Genomic DNA, 19,571 nt, shown 5'->3' on the forward strand with positions numbered 1-19,571 from the left:
GCGAGATTTCACCACCGTGACTGCTCTCACTCTCAGCACTGCCGGTGCGGCGACGCTGCGCGCCGACGCACTCGTCGTCGGCGTCGCCAAGGGCGCTGGATCCAAGTCCGGGGACCTGGTCCTCGCACCGGGCGCCGAGGCCGTGGACAAGGCGTTCGGCGGAAAGCTCGCCGCCGTCCTCGCGACCCTGGGTGCCACCGGTGCCGAGGGCGAACTGACCAAGCTGCCCGCCGCGTCCGGCCTCAAGGCCCCGGTCGTCGTCGCGGTCGGTCTCGGTCCGGTCCCGGACAAGGAGGACGCCTACGACGCCGAGGCGCTGCGCCGCGCGGCGGGCACCGCCGCCCGTGCGCTGAGCGGCTCCAAGAAGGCCGGCTTCGCGCTGCCCGCCGCCTCCGTCGAGGACGCCGCCGCCGTCGCCGAGGGCGCGCTCCTCGGCGCGTACGCCTTCACCGCCTACCAGGGCGGCGAGAACAAGCTCGCGCCCAAGGCCGCCAAGTCCGGCAAGGAGAACGGCCCGAAGCTGCCGCTCGCCGAGGTGGCCCTGCTCGGCGCCAAGCCGCGCGACAAGGCCTACAAGGCCGCCGTCGAGCGCGCTCTGGCCCTGGTCGAGGAGATCAACCGGGCCCGCGACCTGATCAACACCCCGCCGAACGACCTGTACCCCGAGTCCTTCGCCGCCGTGGCCACCGCCGCGGGCAAGGAGCACGGCATCAAGGTCCAGGTCCTCGACGAGAAGGCTCTCCTCAAGGGCGGCTTCGGCGGCCTCCTCGGAGTCGGCCAGGGCTCCACCCACGGCCCGCGCCTGGTGAAGCTCGCCTACACCCACCCGAAGGCGGAGAAGACCCTGGCCCTCGTGGGCAAGGGCATCACCTACGACTCGGGCGGCATCTCGCTCAAGCCGGCCGGCCACAACGAGACGATGAAGTGCGACATGAGCGGCGCCGCCGCCGTGTTCGCCGCCGTCGTCTCGGCCGCCCGCCTCGGCCTGAAGGTCAATGTCACCGGCTGGCTCGCACTGGCCGAGAACATGCCCTCCGGCAACGCCACCCGCCCCGGTGACGTACTGCACATGTACAGCGGCAAGACCGTCGAGGTCCTCAACACCGACGCCGAGGGCCGGCTGGTCCTGGCCGACGCGCTGACCCGCGCCTCGGAGGAGAAGCCCGACGCGATCGTCGACGTGGCGACCCTGACCGGCGCGATGGTGCTGGCGCTCGGCAACCGCACCTTCGGCGTCATGGCCAACGACGACGCCTTCCGCACGTCGATCCACGAGATCGCCGAGGAGGTCGGCGAGGCCTCCTGGCCGATGCCGCTCCCCGCCGACCTGCGCAAGGGCATGGACTCCCCCACCGCCGACATCGCCAACATGGGCGAGCGGATGGGCGGCGGCCTGGTGGCCGGCCTCTTCCTGCAGGAGTTCGTGGGCGAGGGCATCGCCTGGGCGCACCTGGACATCGCGGGCCCGGCCTTCCACGAGGGCGCGCCGTACGGCTACACGCCCAAGGGCGGCACCGGCTCCGCGGTCCGCACCCTGGTGCGGCTCGCCGAGCGCACCGCCGACGGCGACCTGGGCTGAGCCCTCCGCCGTCCGTCACGTACGGCCCCGGGCACAGGTCCGGGGCCGTACGTGTTGTCCGAGCGAAATCGGTAAGGAAGAGACACGGGTTTCGCTCTGGACGAAACGTACGGATTCCGTAGGTCTCTACGCAGCAGTAACCCTCCGGAACGGACGATCATCCGTCCCGGACCCGGGCCCCGCGTCCCGCCCACCGTCGACAAGTGCGAAGATGGGTTCTCGGCAGGACAGGGCCCCCACCACAGGGCCGAGACAAAAGCGGCCGCACACCAGCCGACCGGCCGGTCACACCCCAGCGACGGGGCCCGGCGTACGGCGCACATGCATGGAGGACGTGACGTGGCGAACGACGCCAGCACCGTTTTCGACCTAGTGATCCTCGGCGGTGGCAGTGGCGGTTACGCCGCGGCCCTGCGCGGAGCGCAGCTGGGCCTGGACGTCGCCCTGATCGAGAAGGGCAAGGTCGGCGGTACCTGCCTGCACAACGGCTGCATCCCCACGAAGGCACTGCTGCACGCCGGCGAGATCGCCGACCAGGCCCGCGAGTCGGCCCAGTTCGGCGTGAAGGCGACCTTCGAGGGCATCGACATGGAGGCCGTCAACAAGTACAAGGACGAGGTGATCTCGGGCCTGTACAAGGGTCTCCAGGGGCTCATCGCCTCGCGCAAGGTCCACTACATCGAGGGTGAGGGCACGCTCTCCTCCCCCACCTCCGTCGACGTGAACGGCCAGCGCGTCCAGGGCCGCCACGTGCTGCTGGCGACCGGCTCCGTGCCGAAGTCGCTGCCCGGCCTGGAGATCGACGGCAACCGGATCATCTCCTCGGACCACGCGCTGAAGATGGACCGTGTCCCGAAGTCCGCGATCGTGCTGGGCGGCGGCGTCATCGGCGTCGAGTTCGCCTCGGCGTGGAAGTCCTTCGGCACCGAGATCACCATCGTCGAGGGCCTCAAGCACCTCGTCCCGGTCGAGGACGAGAACAGCTCCAAGCTTCTTGAGCGCGCGTTCCGCAAGCGCGGCATCAAGTTCAACCTCGGCACCTTCTTCGACAAGGCCGAGTACACGCAGGACGGCGTCCGCGTGACGCTCGCCGACGGCAAGACCTTCGAGGCGGAGCTGCTGCTCGTCGCCATCGGCCGCGGCCCGGTCTCGCAGGGCCTGGGCTACGAGGAGCAGGGCGTCGCGATGGACCGCGGCTATGTCCTGGTCGACGAGTACATGCAGACCAACGTCCCGACGATCTCGGCCGTGGGCGACCTCGTCCCCACCCTCCAGCTCGCCCACGTCGGCTTCGCCGAGGGCATCCTGGTGGCGGAGCGGCTGGCCGGTCTCAAGACCGTCCCGATCGACTACGACGGCGTGCCCAAGGTGACGTACTGCCACCCCGAGGTCGCCTCCGTCGGTATCACCGAGGCCAAGGCCAAGGAGATCTACGGCGCGGACAAGGTCGTCGCCCTCAAGTACAACCTCGCGGGCAACGGCAAGAGCAAGATCCTGAAGACCGCGGGCGAGATCAAGCTCGTCCAGGTCAAGGACGGTGCCGTGGTCGGCGTCCACATGGTCGGCGACCGCATGGGCGAGCAGGTCGGCGAAGCCCAGCTGATCTACAACTGGGAGGCGCTGCCCTCCGAGGTCGCCCAGCTCATCCACGCACACCCGACGCAGAACGAGGCGATGGGCGAGGCTCACCTGGCACTGGCCGGCAAGCCTCTCCACGCCCACGACTGATCCCCCGGTCCCGGGCGCGACGACCGACCACTTCCGCATTTTCGTAAGGAGCAACTGAAACCATGTCGGTTTCCGTAACCCTTCCGGCGCTCGGCGAGAGCGTCACCGAGGGCACTGTCACCCGTTGGCTGAAGGCCGAGGGCGAGCGCGTCGAGGCCGACGAGCCGTTGCTCGAGGTCTCGACCGACAAGGTCGACACCGAGATCCCCGCCCCCGTGTCCGGTGTGCTGGCCTCCATCAAGGTCGCCGAGGACGAGACCGTCGAGGTCGGCGCCGAGCTGGCCGTCATCGACGACGGCTCGGGCGCTCCGGCCGAGGCGGCGGCTCCGGCCGCCGAGACCCCGGCCGCCCCGGCCGAGGCTCCGGCCGCCGAGGCCCCCGCCGCCGAGGCCCCCGCCGCCGCTCCGGCTCCCGAGGCAGCGGCTCCGGCCGCCGCCCCGGCCGCCGGCGCGTCCGGCACCGACGTCACCCTCCCGGCGCTCGGCGAGAGCGTCACCGAGGGCACCGTCACCCGCTGGCTGAAGGAGGTCGGCGAGGAGGTCGCGGAGGACGAGCCGCTGCTCGAGGTCTCCACCGACAAGGTCGACACCGAGATCCCCGCCCCGGTCGCCGGTGTGCTGCTGGAGATCGTGGTCGGCGAGGACGAGACCGCCGAGGTCGGCGCGAAGCTCGCCGTCATCGGCGCCCCGGGCGCGGCCCCGGCCGCCGCTCCGGCGCAGCCCGCCGCCCCGGCCCAGGAGGCCCCGAAGCAGGAGGCCCCCGCGGCTCCGGCGCCGGCCGCTCCGGTCCAGGCCCCGGCGGCCCAGGCCGCCCCGGCCCCGGCTCCGGCGCAGCCCGCCCCCGTCACCCCGGCACCGGCCGCCCCGGCCGCGCCCTCCGGTGACGACGGCGCGTACGTCACGCCGCTGGTCCGCAAGCTCGCGTCCGAGAACAACGTGGACCTGAGCGCGGTCAAGGGCACCGGCGTCGGTGGCCGTATCCGCAAGCAGGACGTCGTCGCCGCCGCGGAGGCCGCCAAGGCCGCCGCCGCTGCCCCGGCCCCGTCCGCGGCTCCGGCCGCCAAGGCGCCGAAGCTCGAGGCGTCCCCGCTGCGCGGTCAGACGGTCAAGATGACCCGCATGCGCAAGGTCATCGGCGACAACATGATGAAGGCCCTGCACTCGCAGGCCCAGCTGACCTCGGTCGTCGAGGTCGACATCACCAAGCTGATGAAGCTGCGCAACCAGGCGAAGGCCTCCTTCGCCGCCCGTGAGGGCGTCAAGCTGTCCCCGATGCCGTTCTTCGTGAAGGCGGCGGCCCAGGCGCTGAAGGCCCACCCGGTCGTCAACGCCCGGATCAACGAGGACGAGGGCACCATCACGTACTTCGACGCGGAGAACATCGGCATCGCCGTCGACGCCGAGAAGGGCCTGATGACCCCGGTCATCAAGGGTGCGGGCGACCTGAACATCGCCGGTATCTCCAAGAAGACCGCCGAGCTGGCGGGCAAGGCGCGCGGTGGCGGCCTGACCCCGGACGACATGTCCGGCGCCACCTTCACCATCAGCAACACCGGTTCGCGCGGTGCGCTGTTCGACACCGTCATCGTGCCGCCGAACCAGGCGGCCATCCTCGGTATCGGCGCGACGGTCCGCCGTCCGGTGGTCATCGACCACCCGGACCTCGGCGAGACCATCGCGGTGCGCGACATGACCTACCTCGCGCTCTCCTACGACCACCGTCTGGTGGACGGCGCGGACGCCGCCCGTTACCTGACGTCGGTCAAGGCGATCCTGGAGGCCGGTGAGTTCGAGGTCGAGCTCGGCCTCTGAACGCCCCGGCTGTAACCAGCCTCACCAGCGGCGCCCCCGTCCGGAACTCTTCCGGGCGGGGGCGCCGCCGTATTGTCTAAGCACCCCCGGCCGTCCGCGCGGCCGTGATGATGTAGGCAGCACCGGTCTGCCCTGAAGGAGCACCTCATGACCCCGCCCGTCGTCCACTCGCTGCGCGAACAGATCCGCGAGCACATCGTGGAGGGGATCGTCAGCGGGCGCTGGAAGCCGGGTGAGCGGATCGTGGAGCGCCGCATCGCCACCGAGCTGGAGGTCAGCCAGACGCCCGTGCGCGAGGCGCTGCGCGAGCTGGAGACGCTCCGGCTGATCGAGTCGGCCCCCAACAAGGGCGTGCGGGTCCGCAACCTCACCGCCGCCGACCTGGAGGAGAGCTATCCGGTCCGGGCCGGCCTGGAGCAGATCGCGGCGGAGCTGGCGGCCCCGCGGCTCGGCCAGGACTGCTCGGCGCTGGCCCCGCACGTGGCGGCGCTGTACGAGGCGGACCGGCTGGCCGACGGCGAGGCCCAGGTGCGGCACACGGTCGGCTTCCACCGGGAGCTGGTGCGGGCCGCCGGGAACGCGGTGCTGCTGCACACCTGGGAGGGGCTGGGCATCGAGGTGTTCACGGCCCTGTCGATCCGCTGGCTGGGCACCGTGCAGAAGTCGTACGCGGAGGAGCACCAGGCGCTCATCGACGCGTTCCTCGCCGAGGACCCGCAGATCGGCGCCCTGGTCAAGGCCCACGTGCTGGGCTGCGCACCGCGCGCCTGACCGCTTCCGCGGGCTCCGATCATCTGGCGGCCGGCCTGCTCTTCCGTGCAGGTCAGCGCCCTATTTGCACGCTATTTCGCGTCACTCCGTGCCCCCTTTCGCGGCACCCCATGCCACTTTTCTTACTATCGAGAAGTTTTGCCTTCAATCCTTTGATCGATCATCGATCAGCGCCTTACAGTTCATCTCGCGGGCCCACCGGCCCCATCGCCCTGTCCTGCCAGCCAGGGCCTTCTCCACCCCCCTCCTCTCCGGAAGGCGGCGATCATGACCGACCCCGTAGGAAAGCTTCCGAGCGAGCTCGACCAGCTCCCGGACCGTGACCCCGAGGAGACCGCCGAATGGGCGGCCTCCCTGGACGCCGTCACCCAGGCCGCCGGCCCGCACCGCGCCGCGTACCTGATGCGCCGCTCGCTGCAGCACGCCGAGGGCGCCGGTCTTGCGCTGCCCAAGCTGCTGGAGACCGATTACGTCAACTCCATCCCGACCGCCGCCGAGCCCGCGTTCGACGGCGATCTGGAGATGGAGTCGAAGATCACCGCGTGGAACCGCTGGAACGCGGCCGCGATGGTCACCCGGGGCGCCAGGTACGGGGTAGGCGGCCATATCGCCACCTTCGCCTCGGCGGCCTGGCTCTACGAGACCGGCTTCAACCACTTCTTCCGCGGCAAGGAGGGGGACGGCTCCGGCGACCAGCTCTACATCCAGGGCCACGCCTCCCCCGGCATCTACGCCCGCGCCTTCCTCGACGGCCGGATCAGCGAGCAGCAGCTCGACAAGTTCCGCCAGGAGTCGGGCGGCGAGGGCCTGCCCTCCTACCCGCACCCGCGGCGGCTGCCCTGGCTGTGGGAGTTCCCCACCGTGTCGATGGGCCTCGGCCCGCTCTCGGCCATCTACCAGGCGCGCTTCAACCGCTATCTGGCCAACCGCAACATCAAGGACACCTCCCACTCGCACGTCTGGGCCTTCCTGGGCGACGGCGAGATGGACGAGCCCGAGTCGACCGCGGCCCTCGCCCTCGCGGCCCGTGAGCAGCTCGACAACCTGACTTTCGTCATCAACTGCAACCTGCAGCGCCTCGACGGCCCGGTCCGCGCCAACTTCCGCGTGGTCCAGGAGCTGGAGGCGCAGTTCCGCGGGGCCGGCTGGAACGTCGTCAAGACGCTCTGGGGCAACGCCTGGGACGAGCTGTTCCAGCTGGACACCACGGGCGCGCTGCTGCGTCGCCTGCGCGAGGTCCCGGACGCGCAGTTCCAGACGTACGCCACCCGCGACGTCGCCTACATCCGCGAGCACTTCTTCGGCGCCGAGCCCGCGCTCGCCGAGCTGGCGAAGCTGCTCAGCGACGCGAAGATCGCCGAGTGTTTCTACACCTCCCGCGGCGGCCACGAGGCCCGCAAGGTGTACGCGGCCTACCGCGCGGCGGTCGAGCACAAGGGCGCGCCGACCGTGATCCTGGCCCAGACGGTCAAGGGCTACACCCTCGGCAAGGGCTTCGAGTCGAAGAACGCCAACCACCAGATGAAGAAGCTGTCGATCGACGAGTTCAAGAGCATGCGCGAGCTGCTCGGTCTCCCGATCCCCGACAGCGCCTTCGAGGACGGGCTGGTCCCCTACGGCCACCCGGGCGCCGACTCCCCCGAGGTCCGCTACCTCCAGGAGCGCCGTGCCGCCCTCGGCGGCCCCGCGCCGGCCCGCCGGGTGCACGCGGTGGCGCTGCCGCAGCCCGAGGAGCGCGCGTTCAAGGCTCTGTACAAGGGCTCCGGCAAGCAGGAGATGGCCACCACCATGGCGTTCGTCCGCCTGGTGAAGGACCTGATGCGGGACAAGGAGACCGGCAAGCGCTGGGTCCCCATCGTCCCGGACGAGGCCCGTACCTTCGGTATGGAGTCGCTCTTCCCGTCCGCCGGCATCTACTCGCCGCTGGGGCAGACGTACGACCCGGTCGACCGCGACCAGCTGATGTACTACAAGGAAGCCAAGGACGGCCAGATCCTCAACGAGGGGATCACCGAGGCCGGGGCCATGGCCGACTTCATCGCCGCCGCCACGTCGTACGCGACGCACGGCGAGACGATGATCCCGTTCTACATCTTCTACTCGATGTTCGGCTGGCAGCGGACCGGCGACCAGATGTGGCAGCTCGCCGACCAGCTCGGCAAGGGCTTCATCGTCGGCGCCACGGCGGGCCGTACGACCCTGACGGGCGAGGGCCTCCAGCACGCGGACGGCCACTCGCACCTGATCGCGGCCACCAACCCGGCCTCGCTCAACTACGACCCGGCGTTCGCGTACGAGGTCGCGGTGATCGTCAAGGACGGTCTGCGCCGGATGTACGGCCCCGAGGCCGAGAACGTCTTCTACTACCTGACGGTCTACAACGAGCCGAAGCCCCAGCCCGCGATGCCCGAGGGCGTCGAGGAGGGCATCGTCAAGGGCCTCTACCGCTTCAAGGAGGGCACGCCCGCGAAGGCGGACGCGCCGCGCCTCCAGCTGCTCTCCTCCGGCACAGCGATCCACTGGGCCCTGGAGGCCCAGGAGCTGCTGGCCGCCGACTGGGGTGTCACGGCCGACGTCTGGTCCGCCACCTCGTGGGGCGAGCTGCGCCGGGACGCGCTGGAGGCCGACGAGGCGCTCCTGCGCGGCGAGGTGAAGGTCCCGTACGTGACGCAGGCGCTCTCCGGCGCACCGGGCCCGGTGCTCGCGGTCAGCGACTGGATGCGCCAGGTCCCGGACCAGATCAGCCAGTGGGTGGAGCAGGACTGGTCCTCGCTCGGCACGGACGGCTTCGGCCTCTCCGACACCCGCGACGCGGCCCGCCGCCACTTCGGCGTCGACGCCCGCTCGATCGTGGTCGCCTCGCTGGCCCAGCTCGCCAGGCGCGGCGAGGTCCCGGCCTCCGCGGTCAAGGAGGCCCGGGAGCGCTACGGGCTCTGAGCCCCTCCCGTACCGATCCGAACCCCCGGTCACCGGGGCCGGCGCGTCCGACGACGCGTCCGCCCCGGCGGCCGGGGGTTTCCGGCGCTCTCCACCGCGCCGGTGCCGCCACAATGGGCCCATGCGCGCTGCCCGGCTGATCAAGATGGTGCTGCTCCTGCAGGCCCGCCCCGCGATGACCGCCGCCGAGCTGGCGGCCGAGCTGGAGGTGTCGGAGCGTACGGTCACCCGGGACGCGCAGGCGCTGTCCGACGCGGGCGTCCCGGTGTACGCGGAACGCGGCCGGGCCGGCGGCTACCGGCTCGTCGGCGGCTACCGCACCCGGCTGACCGGCCTCGCCCGGGACGAGGCGGAGGCGCTCTTCCTCTCCGGACTGCCCGCCGCGCTGCGCGAGATGGGCCTGGAGGACGCGGCGTCGGCCGCCCGTCTCAAGGTGTCGGCGGCGCTGCTGCCCTCCCTGCGCGACGCCTCCTCCTCCGCCGCCCGCCGCTTCCACCTGGACGCGCCCTCCTGGTACCACGAGCCGGAGACCCCCGAACTGCTGCCCGCGATCGCCGACGCGGTCTGGGACGACCGGCTGCTGCGGGCCCGCTACCGCAGGGGCGGCGGCCGCGGGGCGGGCGACGGGGGCGCGGAGGTGGCGCGGGAGCTCGCTCCGTACGGTCTCGTCCTCAAGGCCGGGGTCTGGTATCTCTGCGCCAGGGCCGGGGAGGACTTCCGGGTCTACCGGATCGACCGGTTCACCGCCGTGGAGGCGGCCGAGGAGCGGTTCGAGCGGGACGAGACCTTCGATCTGCCCGGGTTCTGGGAGGAGCGGGCCGCCGGGTTCGCCCGGTCCCTGCTCCGTACGGAGGTGACCGTACGGGTGTCCGGGCGCGGGGCGCGGCAGCTCGCGTACACCGGTGACCGGGCGGCGGCCGCGGCAGCGCTCGAGCAGGCCTCCGAGCCCGGCCGGGACGGCCGGATCACCCTCACACTGCCGGTGGAATCGCTGGACGTGGCGTACGGCCAGCTGCTGGCGCTGGGACCCGAGTTGGAGATCCTGGCGCCCGAGTCACTGCGGGTCCGGTTCGCGGACGCCGCCGAACGCCTGCACGAGATGTATCGCTGAAAGGCTTCAATTCGGTGTCTGCGCGTGCGGGAGCACCCGGCAGGCTGGATGCTGGACCCGTGATGGACGAAACGGAATTCTGGGAGATCATCGACAGCACCCGCGAGGCCGCCGACGGCGACCCCGAGGACCACGCCGACCTGCTGGTGGAACGGCTGGTGCAGCTCGATCCCGATTCCGTGCTGGACTTCGCCCGGCACTTCGAGGCCCGCTACAACCGCGCCTACCACTGGGATCTGTGGGGGGCCGCGGCCGTACTGCTGGGCGGGGCGAGCGACGACGCGTTCGACTACTTCCGCTGCTGGCTGATCGGCCAGGGCCGGGAGGTCTTCGAGGGGGCGCTGCACGATCCGGACGGCCTGGCGGAGTTGCTGGAGGACTTCGACGAGGAGCTCGACGGGGACGGCGAGGACCTGGGCTACGCGGCCGACGAGGCGTACGAGCAGCTCACCGGTGTGGTCGCGCCCGACCTGGGGCTGCCGCCGCAGGCCGCCGAGCCGCTGGGCAGCCCGGTCGACTTCGAGGACGAGGAGGCGCTGGCCGCCCGCTTTCCCGGGCTGTGGGACCGCTTCGGGCCCCGGTGATCCCCGGGGCTCAGACGGGTCCGAGCGATCGGCCCATGCAGATGTCGTCGACGTAACGCCCGTTCAGGAAGAACTCCCCGGGCAGCACCCCTTCGACGGCGAAGCCCTCGGAGGCGTACAGCGCGCGGGCGGGGGTGTTGTGCCCGAGCACCCGCAGCGTGATCCGGTTGGCGCCCTGGCCGCGGGCCTCGGCGAACGCGGCCCGCAGCAGGGCCCGCCCCGCACCGGCGCCGCGCGCCCACCCGGCCACGGCCAGGCCCCGTATCTGGCGTACATGGGCGTTGGCGGCGAGCGGGGTGGGCGGGACGAGACGGAGGTACCCGGCGACCCGCGCCACGCCGTCGTCCCCCGCCGCCTCCACCACGAGGAAGTCCTCCGGAGGGTGCCCCTCCCCGAAGAAGAGGTCGTACGGGGGCACCGGCTTCGGCATGACCGCGTGCAGCGTCGACCAGGTCGACCGGTCGAGCTCGGCGAGCCCGTCCTCGTCGGCGGGCGCGGCGGTGCGGACGGGGCGGAGTGTGAGTGCGGCCATGGCGTCACTGTGCCACGCGGTGTTCCCTGCGTTCCATGGCATTCCGTGGCATCCCATGGGGCAGGATGGGCGCATGCCGAGCTCCCGTATCGCCGTCAGCGGATCGTCCGGACTCATCGGAGCGGCGCTGGTGCGCTCGCTGCGGGCCGACGGGCACGAGGTGGCCCGTCTGGTGCGCCGGCCCGCCAGCACCGGCGACGAGGTCGAGTGGGACCCGAAACGTGGCTACGTGGACGTGGCCGGCCTCGTCGGCTGCGACGCCGTCGTGCACCTGGCCGGGGCCGGGGTGGGCGACCACCGCTGGACCGACGCCTACAAGCGGGAGATCCGGGACAGCCGGGTCCTGGGGACCGCCGCCGTCGCCGAGGCCGTCGCCTCGCTCGACACTCCGCCCCGCGTGCTGCTCGCCGGTTCCGCCATCGGCTTCTACGGCGACACCGGGGACCGCCCGGTGGACGAGAGCGCACCGCCCGGGGACGGGTTCCTGCCCTCGGTCTGCGAGGAGTGGGAGGCGGCCACCGCCGCCGCCGAGGAAGCGGGCGTGCGCACGGTGCACGCCCGGACCGGACTGGTCGTCGGCCGCGAGGGCGGGGCCTGGGGGCGGCTCTTCCCGCTGTTCAGGGCGGGGCTCGGGGGGAAGCTGGGCAACGGCCGCCAGTTCTGGAGCTTCATCGCGCTGCACGACCACGTCGCGGCGCTGCGGCACATCCTGGACACCGAGACGCTGACCGGGCCGGTGAACCTGACCGGTCCCGACCCGGTCACCAACGCCGAGGTGACCGCCGCGATGGGCCGGGTCCTGCGCCGCCCCACGCTGTTCCCCGCGCCGGCCCCCGCGCTGCGGCTGGTGCTCGGGGAGTTCGCGGGGGATGTGCTGGGCAGCCAGCGGGTGATCCCGGCGAAGCTGCTGGACTCCGGCTTCTCGTTCGCCTTCCCCGGCATCGACGGGGCGATCCGCGCCGCGCTGCGCTGAGGGCCACCGGCCCGCGCGCCCCTCTGCGGCCGCCCGGCGCGGCGTGTGCGACCCCGTGCCCCGGTGCCCCCCGGCACGCGCGTCTGACCCAGTATCAGCCATCCTCCTAGCCTCGATGCGAACTCCGGCATTCCGGGGGCCTGTTGGGGGCAAGAGCCTCCCACCAGTCGCACCGACTCGGGGAGGGGCACGTGCGCAGCACGGCACACCACGCAGACGTGGTCATCATCGGGGCCGGAATCGCCGGCCTGTCAGCGGCCCACCTGCTGACCCGGGCGGGGCTCGGCGTCAGCGTCCTGGAGGCCGCGCCCCGGGTGGGCGGCCGGCTCGCCACCGACGAGGTGGACGGGTTCCGGCTCGACCGCCTCGGCCCGCTGCTCTGCACCTCCTGGCCCGAGCTGACCGGCACTCCGGGGCTCGGCGCCCCGGAGTTGCGGGAGTTCGCGCCGGGGGTCCTGGTCCACAGTGAGGGCCGCCGCCATCTCACCGGCGACATACGGAGCGCGAGGGGCGCACTCAGGGCGGTACGCACCCGATCGAGCGCCCCCCGGGCTCATCGCGCTCCCTGGGCGGCGCAGAGCGGGTACGGGAACGAGCCCGGTGCGCCGTCGCGCGGCGGCGGCCGGGGCTCCACGGTGGCCGGGGCGATCGACCGGGCCCGGCTGGGCGCGGCGCTGTCCCGGCTGGCGGCCGTCCCGGAGGCCCGGCTCCTGGCCCGCCCGGAGCGGACGGCGGCCGATGCCCTGGCCGGGGTCGGTCTGCCCGGCCGAACGGTGGACGGCGTCCTGCGCCCGCTGCTCGCCGCGCTGCTCAGCGATCCCGCCCTGACCACCTCGAGCCGGTGCGCCGATCTCGCGCTGCGGGACTACGCGCGCGGCGGCCTGGGCGTACCGGCGGGCGGTTCGGCGGCGCTGCCGGAGCTGCTGGCGGCCTCGCTGCCGCCGGGGACGGTGCGTACCGGCGTCCATGTGACGGCCGCCGACATCACCTCCGTACGCACCAAGGAGCACGGCGAGCTGGGGTGCCGCTCGCTGCTGCTGGCGACCGGCGCGGGGGCGGCGGCCGAGCTGCTGCCCGGCCTGCGGGTGCCGTCCTTCCACCCGGTGACGGTTCTTCACCACACCGCGCCCGCCCCGCCGCCGACGGGCCGGTCGCTGGTGCTGGACGGCGACCGGTCGGGCCCGGTGGCGTACACCGCGGTGATGAGCGAGGTCGACCCCTCGCGCGCGCCGGAGGGCCGGACCCTGATCACCTCGACGGTGCTCGGGACCCCGCCGGCCGACCTGGACCGCTCGGTGCGGGCGCATCTGGCGGCGCTGTACGGCGTGCCGACGGACGGCTGGGAGCTGCTGGCGGCCCACCACGACCCGGAGGCGGTGCCCGCGATGGAGGCCCCGCACGATCCGGGCCGCCCGGTGCGGGTGCTGGCCGGGCTGTACGTGTGCGGCGACCACCGCGACACGAGCACGGTCCAGGGCGCGCTGCACTCGGGCCGCCGGGCGGCGGAGGCGATCCTCACCGATCTGTCCGTCCCGGGCTCGCACGAGGGGAGCCCGCGGCTGCCGGAGGCGGCGTGAGGGGACGCCGCCCGCTCCTGGCCGCCGCCCGGGTCAGCCGAGGGCGGCGACCCGGTCCCGGTAACCGCGTACGGCGACCGCGTCCCGGTAGGGCTCCAGGCTGCGCTCGAAGGCGCGTACGTACTCCGTGGCGCGCACCGAGCGCATCTCGGCCGCCTGCTGGGCCGCCTCCGCGCCCAGCAGGCAGGCCTGGTCCAGCTCGCCCAGGCCCAGCCGGGCCGAGGCGAGGACCACCCGGCAGAACAGCCTGCTGCGGGCGTACGCCGGGGCGCGCAGCTGGAGCGACCGCTCGGCGTGCTGGGCGGCGGCCCGGTACTGCTGGAGGTCGCGGTGGCAGTGGCCCAGCTCGTCGGCGAGCTGCGCCTCGTCGAAGGTGCGGGCCCAGTGCGGCACCTCGTCGCCGGGGCGCGCGGTCTCCAGGGCGTGTTCGGCCCGGGTCAGGGCGGCGGTGCAGGAACGCGCCTCGCCGAGCACCCCGTGCCCGCGCGCCTCGACCGCGTGCAGCAGCGCCTGGACGAGGGGCGGGGCAGCCGAGCCGACGCCCTGCTGGGCCACCCGGGCGAGCTGGACGGCCTCCCTGCCGTGCCCGAGGTAGACCGCCTGCCGGCTCATCGTGATCAGCACATAGGCCCCGTAGCCGCGGTCCCCGGCGGCCTGGGCGAGCCGCAGCGCCTGGACGAAATACCGCTGGGCCAGGCCGTGGGCGGCGATGTCGTACGAGGTCCAGCCGGCCAGCCGGGTCAGGTCGGCGGCCGCCGCGAACAGCCGCCGTCCGGTGGCCTCGCCGTAGGTGCCCCGGAGCATCGGCTCGGCCTCGTGCTCCAGATACCGCACGAGGGCCTGCCGGGCGTGGCCGCCGCCGTACGCGTGGTCGAGGGTGCGGAAGAGCTCGCCGACCGAGCGCAGCGCGGCGACGTCCCCGCCGCAGACCCGCTGCCCGGGGCCGCGGTCCGTCTGCCGCTGGCGCGGGACCACGGGCAGCGCCCCAGTCCCGGGCGACGCCCCGGGGGCAGGTGGCTGTGTGGCGGCGGGCCCCGATGGCGTGGGCCGCAGCGGTCCGGCCGGGCGCGTCTGGCCCCGGATCTCGGTGCGCGGCGCCCCGTCCGCGCGACCCGGTACGGCCCCGGCCTCTGCCCCGGCCCGGCGGGCGGCCCCGCCGGGCCGGGCCACCCATTCGTCGGCCCGGCCGATCAGCCAGTCCCGGCTGGGGACGACGAGTCCGGCCGGGGTGAAGGCGATCTTGCGCAGCTCGGTGTGGGTGCCGGAGTCCTTGCGCCAGAGGCCGCTGACGATGTCGACCGCCTCGGTGGGGGTGGCCGCGAACTCCAGACCCGCGTAGACGGGTGCGCAGGCGTCGAGCCCGAGGTCCTGGGCGGAGAACCGCCGCCCGAGCCGCCGGGTGAAGACCTCGGCGATCAGTGCGGGGGTGGTGCCGCGCGGCTGCTGTCCCCGCAGCCAGCGGGTGACCGAGGTCTTGTCGTACCGCAGGTCGAGGCCGTGTTCGAGGCCGAGCTGATCGACCCGGCGGGCCAGGCCGGCATGGGAGAACCCGGCTTCCGCGATGAGTGAGGCGAGTCGGCGGTTGGGCGTGCGCTGCGGGGGTCGTTCCGACATCAGCTGTACGGTCTCCTGCCTTCGGGGCCGGACGGGCAGCCCTCATGGGAACGGCGCGAATTTAGCGGCCACCGGGGCGGTCACAGCCACCCTTTGCTCCACGTTCATCCGATCGTGTGAGGATTCCGGACGGAGCTGACGGAAACGCCCCCCACGTGGAGCGCGCCCGCATCGGCCGTCCCACCTGCCGGGGGGCCGTTCGCGCGACGGTCGTACAGTGGATGCGGGCGCGATCAGTGCAGGGCGCCGTCACCCCGGGGACACCCCTCCGGGCACGCGGAGCCACAGGTAGGGAGGCATCGGTGAGCGAGCTGCGGTTCGTCCGTCTGGGCTTCGGCGAACAGGCCGTCGCATACCCGGAGGCTTGGGAGAAGCAGCGTGAGGTGCACGCGGCCCGGTTCGAGGACCTGGTGCCGGACACCTGCCTGCTCCTGGAGCACCCGCCCGTCTACACGGCGGGCCGCCGTACGGCGGTGAGCGAACGCCCGCTGGACGGCACCCCGGTCATCGATGTGGACCGCGGCGGGAAGATCACCTGGCACGGCCCCGGGCAGCTCGTCGGCTACCCGATCCAGAAGCTGCCGCGCCCGGTCGACGTCGTCGCGCACGTCCGCCGGCTGGAGGACGCGCTGATCCGCACGGCAGGCGACTTCGGCGTGGAGACCTCCCGGATCGAGGGCCGCAGCGGCGTGTGGGTGCTCGGCGACCCGGTCGAGCAGCGCCAGGCGCTGGGCGGGCTCGCGCTGGACTTCGACCCGAGGCTCCAGGACGAGGAGTTCGACCCGCGGCTGAACGGCCCCGAGTACGCCCCGTCCAACGCGGGCCAGCGCCGCGAGGACCGCAAGCTGGCGGCGATCGGGATCCGGGTCGCCAAGGGCGTGACGATGCACGGCTTCGCGCTCAACGTGAACCCGGACAACACCTGGTTCGACCGGATCGTGCCGTGCGGCATCCGCGACGCGGGGGTCACGTCCCTCGCGAACGAGCTGGGCCGGGAGATCACCATCGAGGAGGTGCTGCCGGTCGCCGAGAAGCACCTGCGGGACATCCTGGAGAACGCGGAGCTCGCGCCGCGGGTGGTCGAGCGGCCCAGGACCGCGGCCCCGGCCTAGCGCCGACCGGCCGTACCGGCCAGTAGCCCCGACCGCCACCACCGACCGGGGAATAGGCCCCGCCGGCCGCAGGTTGGGCAGGCGTAAGGCCGTTCGATGTACGGGCGTACCCTGGTGTTCGCCAAAGAATCCCAAGCGAATCCCTCGCGACTCGCTCGCGCATCCCAACGCGAACCCGACGCGAATCCAACCGCAGCAGAGAGCAAAGGGGAGCCGGAGTGTCCGCTGTCGCACCCGACGGGCGCAAGATGCTGCGCCTGGAGGTCCGGAACAGCCAGACCCCCATCGAGCGCAAGCCCGAGTGGATCAAAACGCGGGCGAAGATGGGCCCCGAGTACAAGCAGCTGCAGCAGCTGGTGAAGGGCGAAGGGCTGCACACGGTCTGCCAGGAGGCGGGCTGCCCCAACATCTTCGAGTGCTGGGAGGACCGCGAGGCCACCTTCCTCATCGGCGGCGACCAGTGCACCCGGCGCTGCGACTTCTGCCAGATCGACACGGGCAAGCCGCAGGCGCTGGACCGTGACGAGCCCCGCCGCGTCGGCGAGTCGGTCGTCACGATGGACCTGAACTACGCCACCATCACCGGCGTCGCCCGCGACGACCTGGAGGACGGCGGCGCCTGGCTGTACGCCGAGACCGTCCGCCAGATCCACGCGCTCACCGCGGAGCGGGAGGCCGGCGCGACCAAGGTCGAGCTGCTGATCCCCGACTTCAACGCCGAGCCCGAGCAGCTCGCCGAGGTCTTCTCCTCGCGTCCCGAGGTGCTCGCGCACAACGTGGAGACGGTGCCGCGGATCTTCAAGCGGATCCGCCCCGGCTTCCGTTACGAGCGTTCCCTGGAGGTCATCACCCGGGCGCGCGAAGCCGGTCTGATCACCAAGTCGAACCTGATCCTCGGCATGGGCGAGACCCGCGAGGAGGTCAGCGAGGCGCTCCAGGACCTGTACGACGCAGGTTGCGAGCTCATCACGATTACGCAGTACCTCCGCCCCTCCGTACGGCACCACCCGGTCGAGCGCTGGGTGAAGCCGCACGAGTTCGTCGAGCTGAAGGACGAGGCCGACGCGATCGGCTACTCCGGCGTGATGTCGGGTCCGCTGGTGCGGTCCTCGTACCGCGCGGGGCGTCTTTTCCAGCAGGCGATGGAGGCGCGCGACGCGGCCGCCGGGAGCGTCCGGCCCGCACCGGCCGTGTGAATCCGCTCACGAGCGGCTACCGAGCAGTAACCGCGTGACCGAAGCGGTCCGGACACTCCCCGCAGGTCGGGGACGCGTCCGGACCGCTTCGGCGTGCGCGGCAGCGGAATGAAGGTTTCATTGGTGTTTGACCGCCCGGTCACGCACTGGTAACACCGAGCAGTGAGCCTAGGTACACCTGCGGCAGCGATCCCCGCGGCCGCCACCGTCACCGCTTCCCGTACTCAGTCCGCGCCCCCGGGGCGCACCCATTTCGAGGGGAACACCACGATGCAGGCCGCACCGGTCCGCGCCCACGCTCTTCCGTCCGTCACCACCGCCCTGCGCGCCGTCGAGTCGCTGCTGCTGAGCAGCGGCCAGCGCACCGCCCGGCGCAACGCCTGGACGGCCGTCCTGGAGGACCGCCGCCGCGCCAAGGACCGGGTGGAGGCCCAGCACGTGCTGGAAGCCGTGGCCGACCACCGTTCCTAGGTCGCTCCCACGCCACGTAAACTTCAGTACATGGCGAGGAAGGCAAAAACCGAGGGCGCGGACAGCGCCGAGAACGCAGGGCGGCTCAAGCAGATCGCCCTGACCTACAAGATGACCAGGCGGACCGACAGCAAGATCGGTCTCATCGTCGCGGGTGTCGGAATCCTCACGTTCGGTGTCCTCCTCGGCATCGGCTTCGCGATCGGCCACCCGGTCTATCTGGGCATCCTGGGCTTCGTCCTGGCCGTCCTCGCGATGGCGATCATCTTCGGCCGGCGCGCCGAGCGGGCGGCCTTCGGACAGATGGAGGGCCAGCCCGGAGCGGCGGCCGCCGTCCTGGACCGGATCGGACGCGGCTGGACCACCACCCCCGCGGTGGCGATGAACCGCAGCCAGGACGTCATCCACCGGGCGGTCGGCAAGGCCGGCATCGTCCTGGTGGCCGAGGGCAACCCGAACCGGGTGAAGAGCCTGCTGGCGGCCGAGAAGAAGAAGATGGCCCGCATCGTGGTGGACGTGCCGGTGCACGACATCATCGTCGGCAACGGCGAGGGCCAGGTGTCCCTGAAGAAGGTCCGTACCAAGATGCTGAAGCTCCCCCGCGTCCTGACCGGCCCCCAGGTGACCTCCACCAACGACCGGCTGCGCGCGATGGGCGACCTGATGAGCAACATGCCGCTGCCGAAGGGCCCGATGCCCAAGGGCATGCGGATGCCGCGCGGCGGAAAGATGGGCTGACCGCGACCTACGCGAAACGGGGCGGCCCCGGACCGATGAACGGTCCCGGGGCCGCCCCGTTCTCCTGCCCGGGTCGGAGAGGTCACCTGCGGATCCGGACGGCTGCCCGGATCGGCGAGGTCACATCCCGGACCTGGACGGCTGCCCGGATCGGCGAGATCAGATCCCGGACCTGGACGGCTGCCCGGGTCGGAGAGGTCAGATCCGGACCTGCACGGCGCGCGACAGCCGGTCGTGCAGCCCGCGCCCGTCGCGGTCCCAGACCAGCGCGGGGATGACGAGCAGCAGCAGAACGGTCCGCACGGCGACCCGCACGAACCCGAGCCGCCCGCCGTCGTCGGCGACCACCCGTACGCCCATCAGACGCTTCCCGGGCGTGCAGCCGATGGTCCCGACGGTCAGCAGGCTCAGCACGAGGAAGACCCCGAGCGCCCAGTTCCCCGCCGCCTGCTGGTCACCGCGAGCGAGCAGCCCGTATGCGATCACCATGCAGAGCGCCCAGTCGATGAAGAGGGCTCCGAAGCGCCGGCCGAGCGGCGCGACCGAGCCGGGCCCCTCCTCGGGCAGCCCCAGGCCCTTGCCCCGGTAGCCGAAGTCGGCGCCCATCTCCTCGGCGGCCGCGCGGGGCCCCGAGAGCCACGATCCGATTGCTTGCCTGTTGTCCACCCGTCCACGGTACTGCGCCCGTGTTTGACCCCGGCCGGGCGGGGCACCGGAAACAGTCGCGGAGATGCCGCCCGCCACCGCCCCGGTTAACTTGGGCGAAACAAATGGGTCACGCTTGAGAAATCACGCCTGCCTATGGTCGGGTCCAGCGTGTGCCACCGCACTGGCCGC

The 19,571-nt window shown here is 72.5% G+C and carries 16 protein-coding genes; 13 read left to right on the forward strand and 3 right to left on the reverse strand.

Annotated elements, in window-relative coordinates:
• Positions 1-16: 16 nt before the first annotated feature.
• The 7 genes from ACH4UK_RS01915 (at position 17) to ACH4UK_RS01945 (ending at position 10,521) form a co-directional block, all read left to right on the forward strand.
• Entirely contained in the window at positions 17-1,579 is a 1,563-nt protein-coding gene (locus ACH4UK_RS01915) for a leucyl aminopeptidase (protein WP_398354128.1), read from the forward strand.
• Between the two features lie 339 nt (positions 1,580-1,918).
• Positions 1,919-3,307 (forward strand): dihydrolipoyl dehydrogenase, encoded by a 1,389-nt coding sequence (lpdA, locus tag ACH4UK_RS01920; RefSeq protein ID WP_398354129.1) that lies wholly within the window; start codon positions 1,919-1,921, stop codon positions 3,305-3,307.
• A gap of 62 nt (positions 3,308-3,369) precedes the next feature.
• Positions 3,370-5,118 carry a 2-oxoglutarate dehydrogenase, E2 component, dihydrolipoamide succinyltransferase gene (sucB, locus tag ACH4UK_RS01925; protein WP_398354130.1) on the forward strand — a complete coding sequence of 583 codons (1,749 nt, stop codon included), beginning with the start codon at positions 3,370-3,372 and terminating at the stop codon, positions 5,116-5,118.
• 147 nt (positions 5,119-5,265) lie between these two features.
• Positions 5,266-5,889 carry a GntR family transcriptional regulator gene (locus tag ACH4UK_RS01930; protein ID WP_030080737.1) on the forward strand — a complete coding sequence of 208 codons (624 nt, stop codon included), beginning with the start codon at positions 5,266-5,268 and terminating at the stop codon, positions 5,887-5,889.
• A 267-nt stretch (positions 5,890-6,156) separates the two neighbouring features.
• Positions 6,157-8,826: a pyruvate dehydrogenase (acetyl-transferring), homodimeric type gene (gene aceE, locus ACH4UK_RS01935; protein ID WP_398354131.1), complete on the forward strand. Its 2,670-nt coding sequence runs from the start codon at positions 6,157-6,159 to the stop codon at positions 8,824-8,826.
• Positions 8,827-8,947: 121 nt separating this feature from the next.
• Complete coding sequence (locus ACH4UK_RS01940) at positions 8,948-9,937, forward strand: helix-turn-helix transcriptional regulator (RefSeq protein WP_398354132.1); 990 nt, start codon at positions 8,948-8,950, stop codon at positions 9,935-9,937.
• Positions 9,938-9,999: 62 nt separating this feature from the next.
• Positions 10,000-10,521, forward strand: coding sequence for a DUF4240 domain-containing protein (locus ACH4UK_RS01945; protein WP_398354133.1), 522 nt, complete (start codon positions 10,000-10,002; stop codon positions 10,519-10,521).
• A gap of 10 nt (positions 10,522-10,531) precedes the next feature.
• Here ACH4UK_RS01945 and ACH4UK_RS01950 read toward each other — a convergent pair whose 3' ends face one another.
• On the reverse strand, positions 10,532-11,053 hold the full coding sequence (locus tag ACH4UK_RS01950) for a GNAT family N-acetyltransferase (RefSeq protein ID WP_398354134.1): 522 nt from the start codon (positions 11,051-11,053) through the stop codon (positions 10,532-10,534).
• A 73-nt stretch (positions 11,054-11,126) separates the two neighbouring features.
• Here ACH4UK_RS01950 and ACH4UK_RS01955 point away from each other — a divergent pair, with 73 nt between their 5' ends.
• Together ACH4UK_RS01955 and ACH4UK_RS01960 are read left to right on the forward strand one after the other, a co-directional pair.
• A complete protein-coding gene (locus ACH4UK_RS01955) occupies positions 11,127-12,026 on the forward strand; it encodes a TIGR01777 family oxidoreductase (protein WP_398354135.1) in 900 nt (299 codons plus the stop codon).
• A 191-nt stretch (positions 12,027-12,217) separates the two neighbouring features.
• Positions 12,218-13,603 (forward strand): FAD-dependent oxidoreductase, encoded by a 1,386-nt coding sequence (locus ACH4UK_RS01960; RefSeq protein WP_398354136.1) that lies wholly within the window; start codon positions 12,218-12,220, stop codon positions 13,601-13,603.
• A 33-nt stretch (positions 13,604-13,636) separates the two neighbouring features.
• Here ACH4UK_RS01960 and ACH4UK_RS01965 read toward each other — a convergent pair whose 3' ends face one another.
• A complete protein-coding gene (locus tag ACH4UK_RS01965; RefSeq protein ID WP_398354137.1) occupies positions 13,637-15,217 on the reverse strand; it encodes a regulator in 1,581 nt (526 codons plus the stop codon).
• A 302-nt stretch (positions 15,218-15,519) separates the two neighbouring features.
• On the opposite strand from ACH4UK_RS01965, the gene lipB reads away from it, so the two are divergent.
• From lipB to ACH4UK_RS01985, 4 genes are all read left to right on the forward strand, one after another.
• Positions 15,520-16,329 carry a lipoyl(octanoyl) transferase LipB gene (gene lipB / locus ACH4UK_RS01970; RefSeq protein WP_398354138.1) on the forward strand — a complete coding sequence of 270 codons (810 nt, stop codon included), beginning with the start codon at positions 15,520-15,522 and terminating at the stop codon, positions 16,327-16,329.
• Between the two features lie 218 nt (positions 16,330-16,547).
• Positions 16,548-17,525 (forward strand): lipoyl synthase, encoded by a 978-nt coding sequence (gene lipA / locus ACH4UK_RS01975; protein ID WP_398354139.1) that lies wholly within the window; start codon positions 16,548-16,550, stop codon positions 17,523-17,525.
• 270 nt (positions 17,526-17,795) lie between these two features.
• Positions 17,796-17,996, forward strand: a complete 201-nt coding sequence (locus ACH4UK_RS01980) for a hypothetical protein (RefSeq protein ID WP_003969591.1) — start codon at positions 17,796-17,798, stop codon at positions 17,994-17,996.
• 30 nt (positions 17,997-18,026) lie between these two features.
• On the forward strand, positions 18,027-18,734 hold the full coding sequence (locus ACH4UK_RS01985; protein WP_398354140.1) for a DUF4191 domain-containing protein: 708 nt from the start codon (positions 18,027-18,029) through the stop codon (positions 18,732-18,734).
• A 198-nt stretch (positions 18,735-18,932) separates the two neighbouring features.
• Here the strand turns inward: ACH4UK_RS01985 and ACH4UK_RS01990 are convergent, their stop codons facing one another.
• Positions 18,933-19,340, reverse strand: a complete 408-nt coding sequence (locus tag ACH4UK_RS01990; protein WP_398354913.1) for an RDD family protein — start codon at positions 19,338-19,340, stop codon at positions 18,933-18,935.
• Between the last annotated feature and the right edge of the window lie 231 nt (positions 19,341-19,571).

Origin of the sequence: Streptomyces sp. NPDC020884, from assembly GCF_044333935.1 — a bacterium.
Taxonomy (GTDB): Bacteria; Actinomycetota; Actinomycetes; order Streptomycetales; family Streptomycetaceae; genus Streptomyces.

Excerpts from the sequence above, each read along its gene's own strand:
- sucB (WP_398354130.1), top strand. The coding sequence starts at position 3,370 with ATGTCGGTTTCCGTAACCCTTCCGGCGCTCGGCGAGAGCGTCACCGAG.
- ACH4UK_RS01930 (WP_030080737.1), top strand. The coding sequence starts at position 5,266 with ATGACCCCGCCCGTCGTCCACTCGCTGCGCGAACAGATCCGCGAGCAC.
- aceE (WP_398354131.1), top strand. The coding sequence starts at position 6,157 with ATGACCGACCCCGTAGGAAAGCTTCCGAGCGAGCTCGACCAGCTCCCG.
- ACH4UK_RS01940 (WP_398354132.1), top strand. The coding sequence starts at position 8,948 with ATGCGCGCTGCCCGGCTGATCAAGATGGTGCTGCTCCTGCAGGCCCGC.
- ACH4UK_RS01945 (WP_398354133.1), top strand. The coding sequence starts at position 10,000 with ATGGACGAAACGGAATTCTGGGAGATCATCGACAGCACCCGCGAGGCC.
- ACH4UK_RS01950 (WP_398354134.1), bottom strand. The coding sequence starts at position 11,053 with ATGGCCGCACTCACACTCCGCCCCGTCCGCACCGCCGCGCCCGCCGAC.
- ACH4UK_RS01955 (WP_398354135.1), top strand. The coding sequence starts at position 11,127 with ATGCCGAGCTCCCGTATCGCCGTCAGCGGATCGTCCGGACTCATCGGA.
- ACH4UK_RS01965 (WP_398354137.1), bottom strand. The coding sequence starts at position 15,217 with ATGTCGGAACGACCCCCGCAGCGCACGCCCAACCGCCGACTCGCCTCA.
- ACH4UK_RS01980 (WP_003969591.1), top strand. The coding sequence starts at position 17,796 with ATGCAGGCCGCACCGGTCCGCGCCCACGCTCTTCCGTCCGTCACCACC.
- ACH4UK_RS01985 (WP_398354140.1), top strand. The coding sequence starts at position 18,027 with ATGGCGAGGAAGGCAAAAACCGAGGGCGCGGACAGCGCCGAGAACGCA.
- ACH4UK_RS01990 (WP_398354913.1), bottom strand. The coding sequence starts at position 19,340 with ATGGGCGCCGACTTCGGCTACCGGGGCAAGGGCCTGGGGCTGCCCGAG.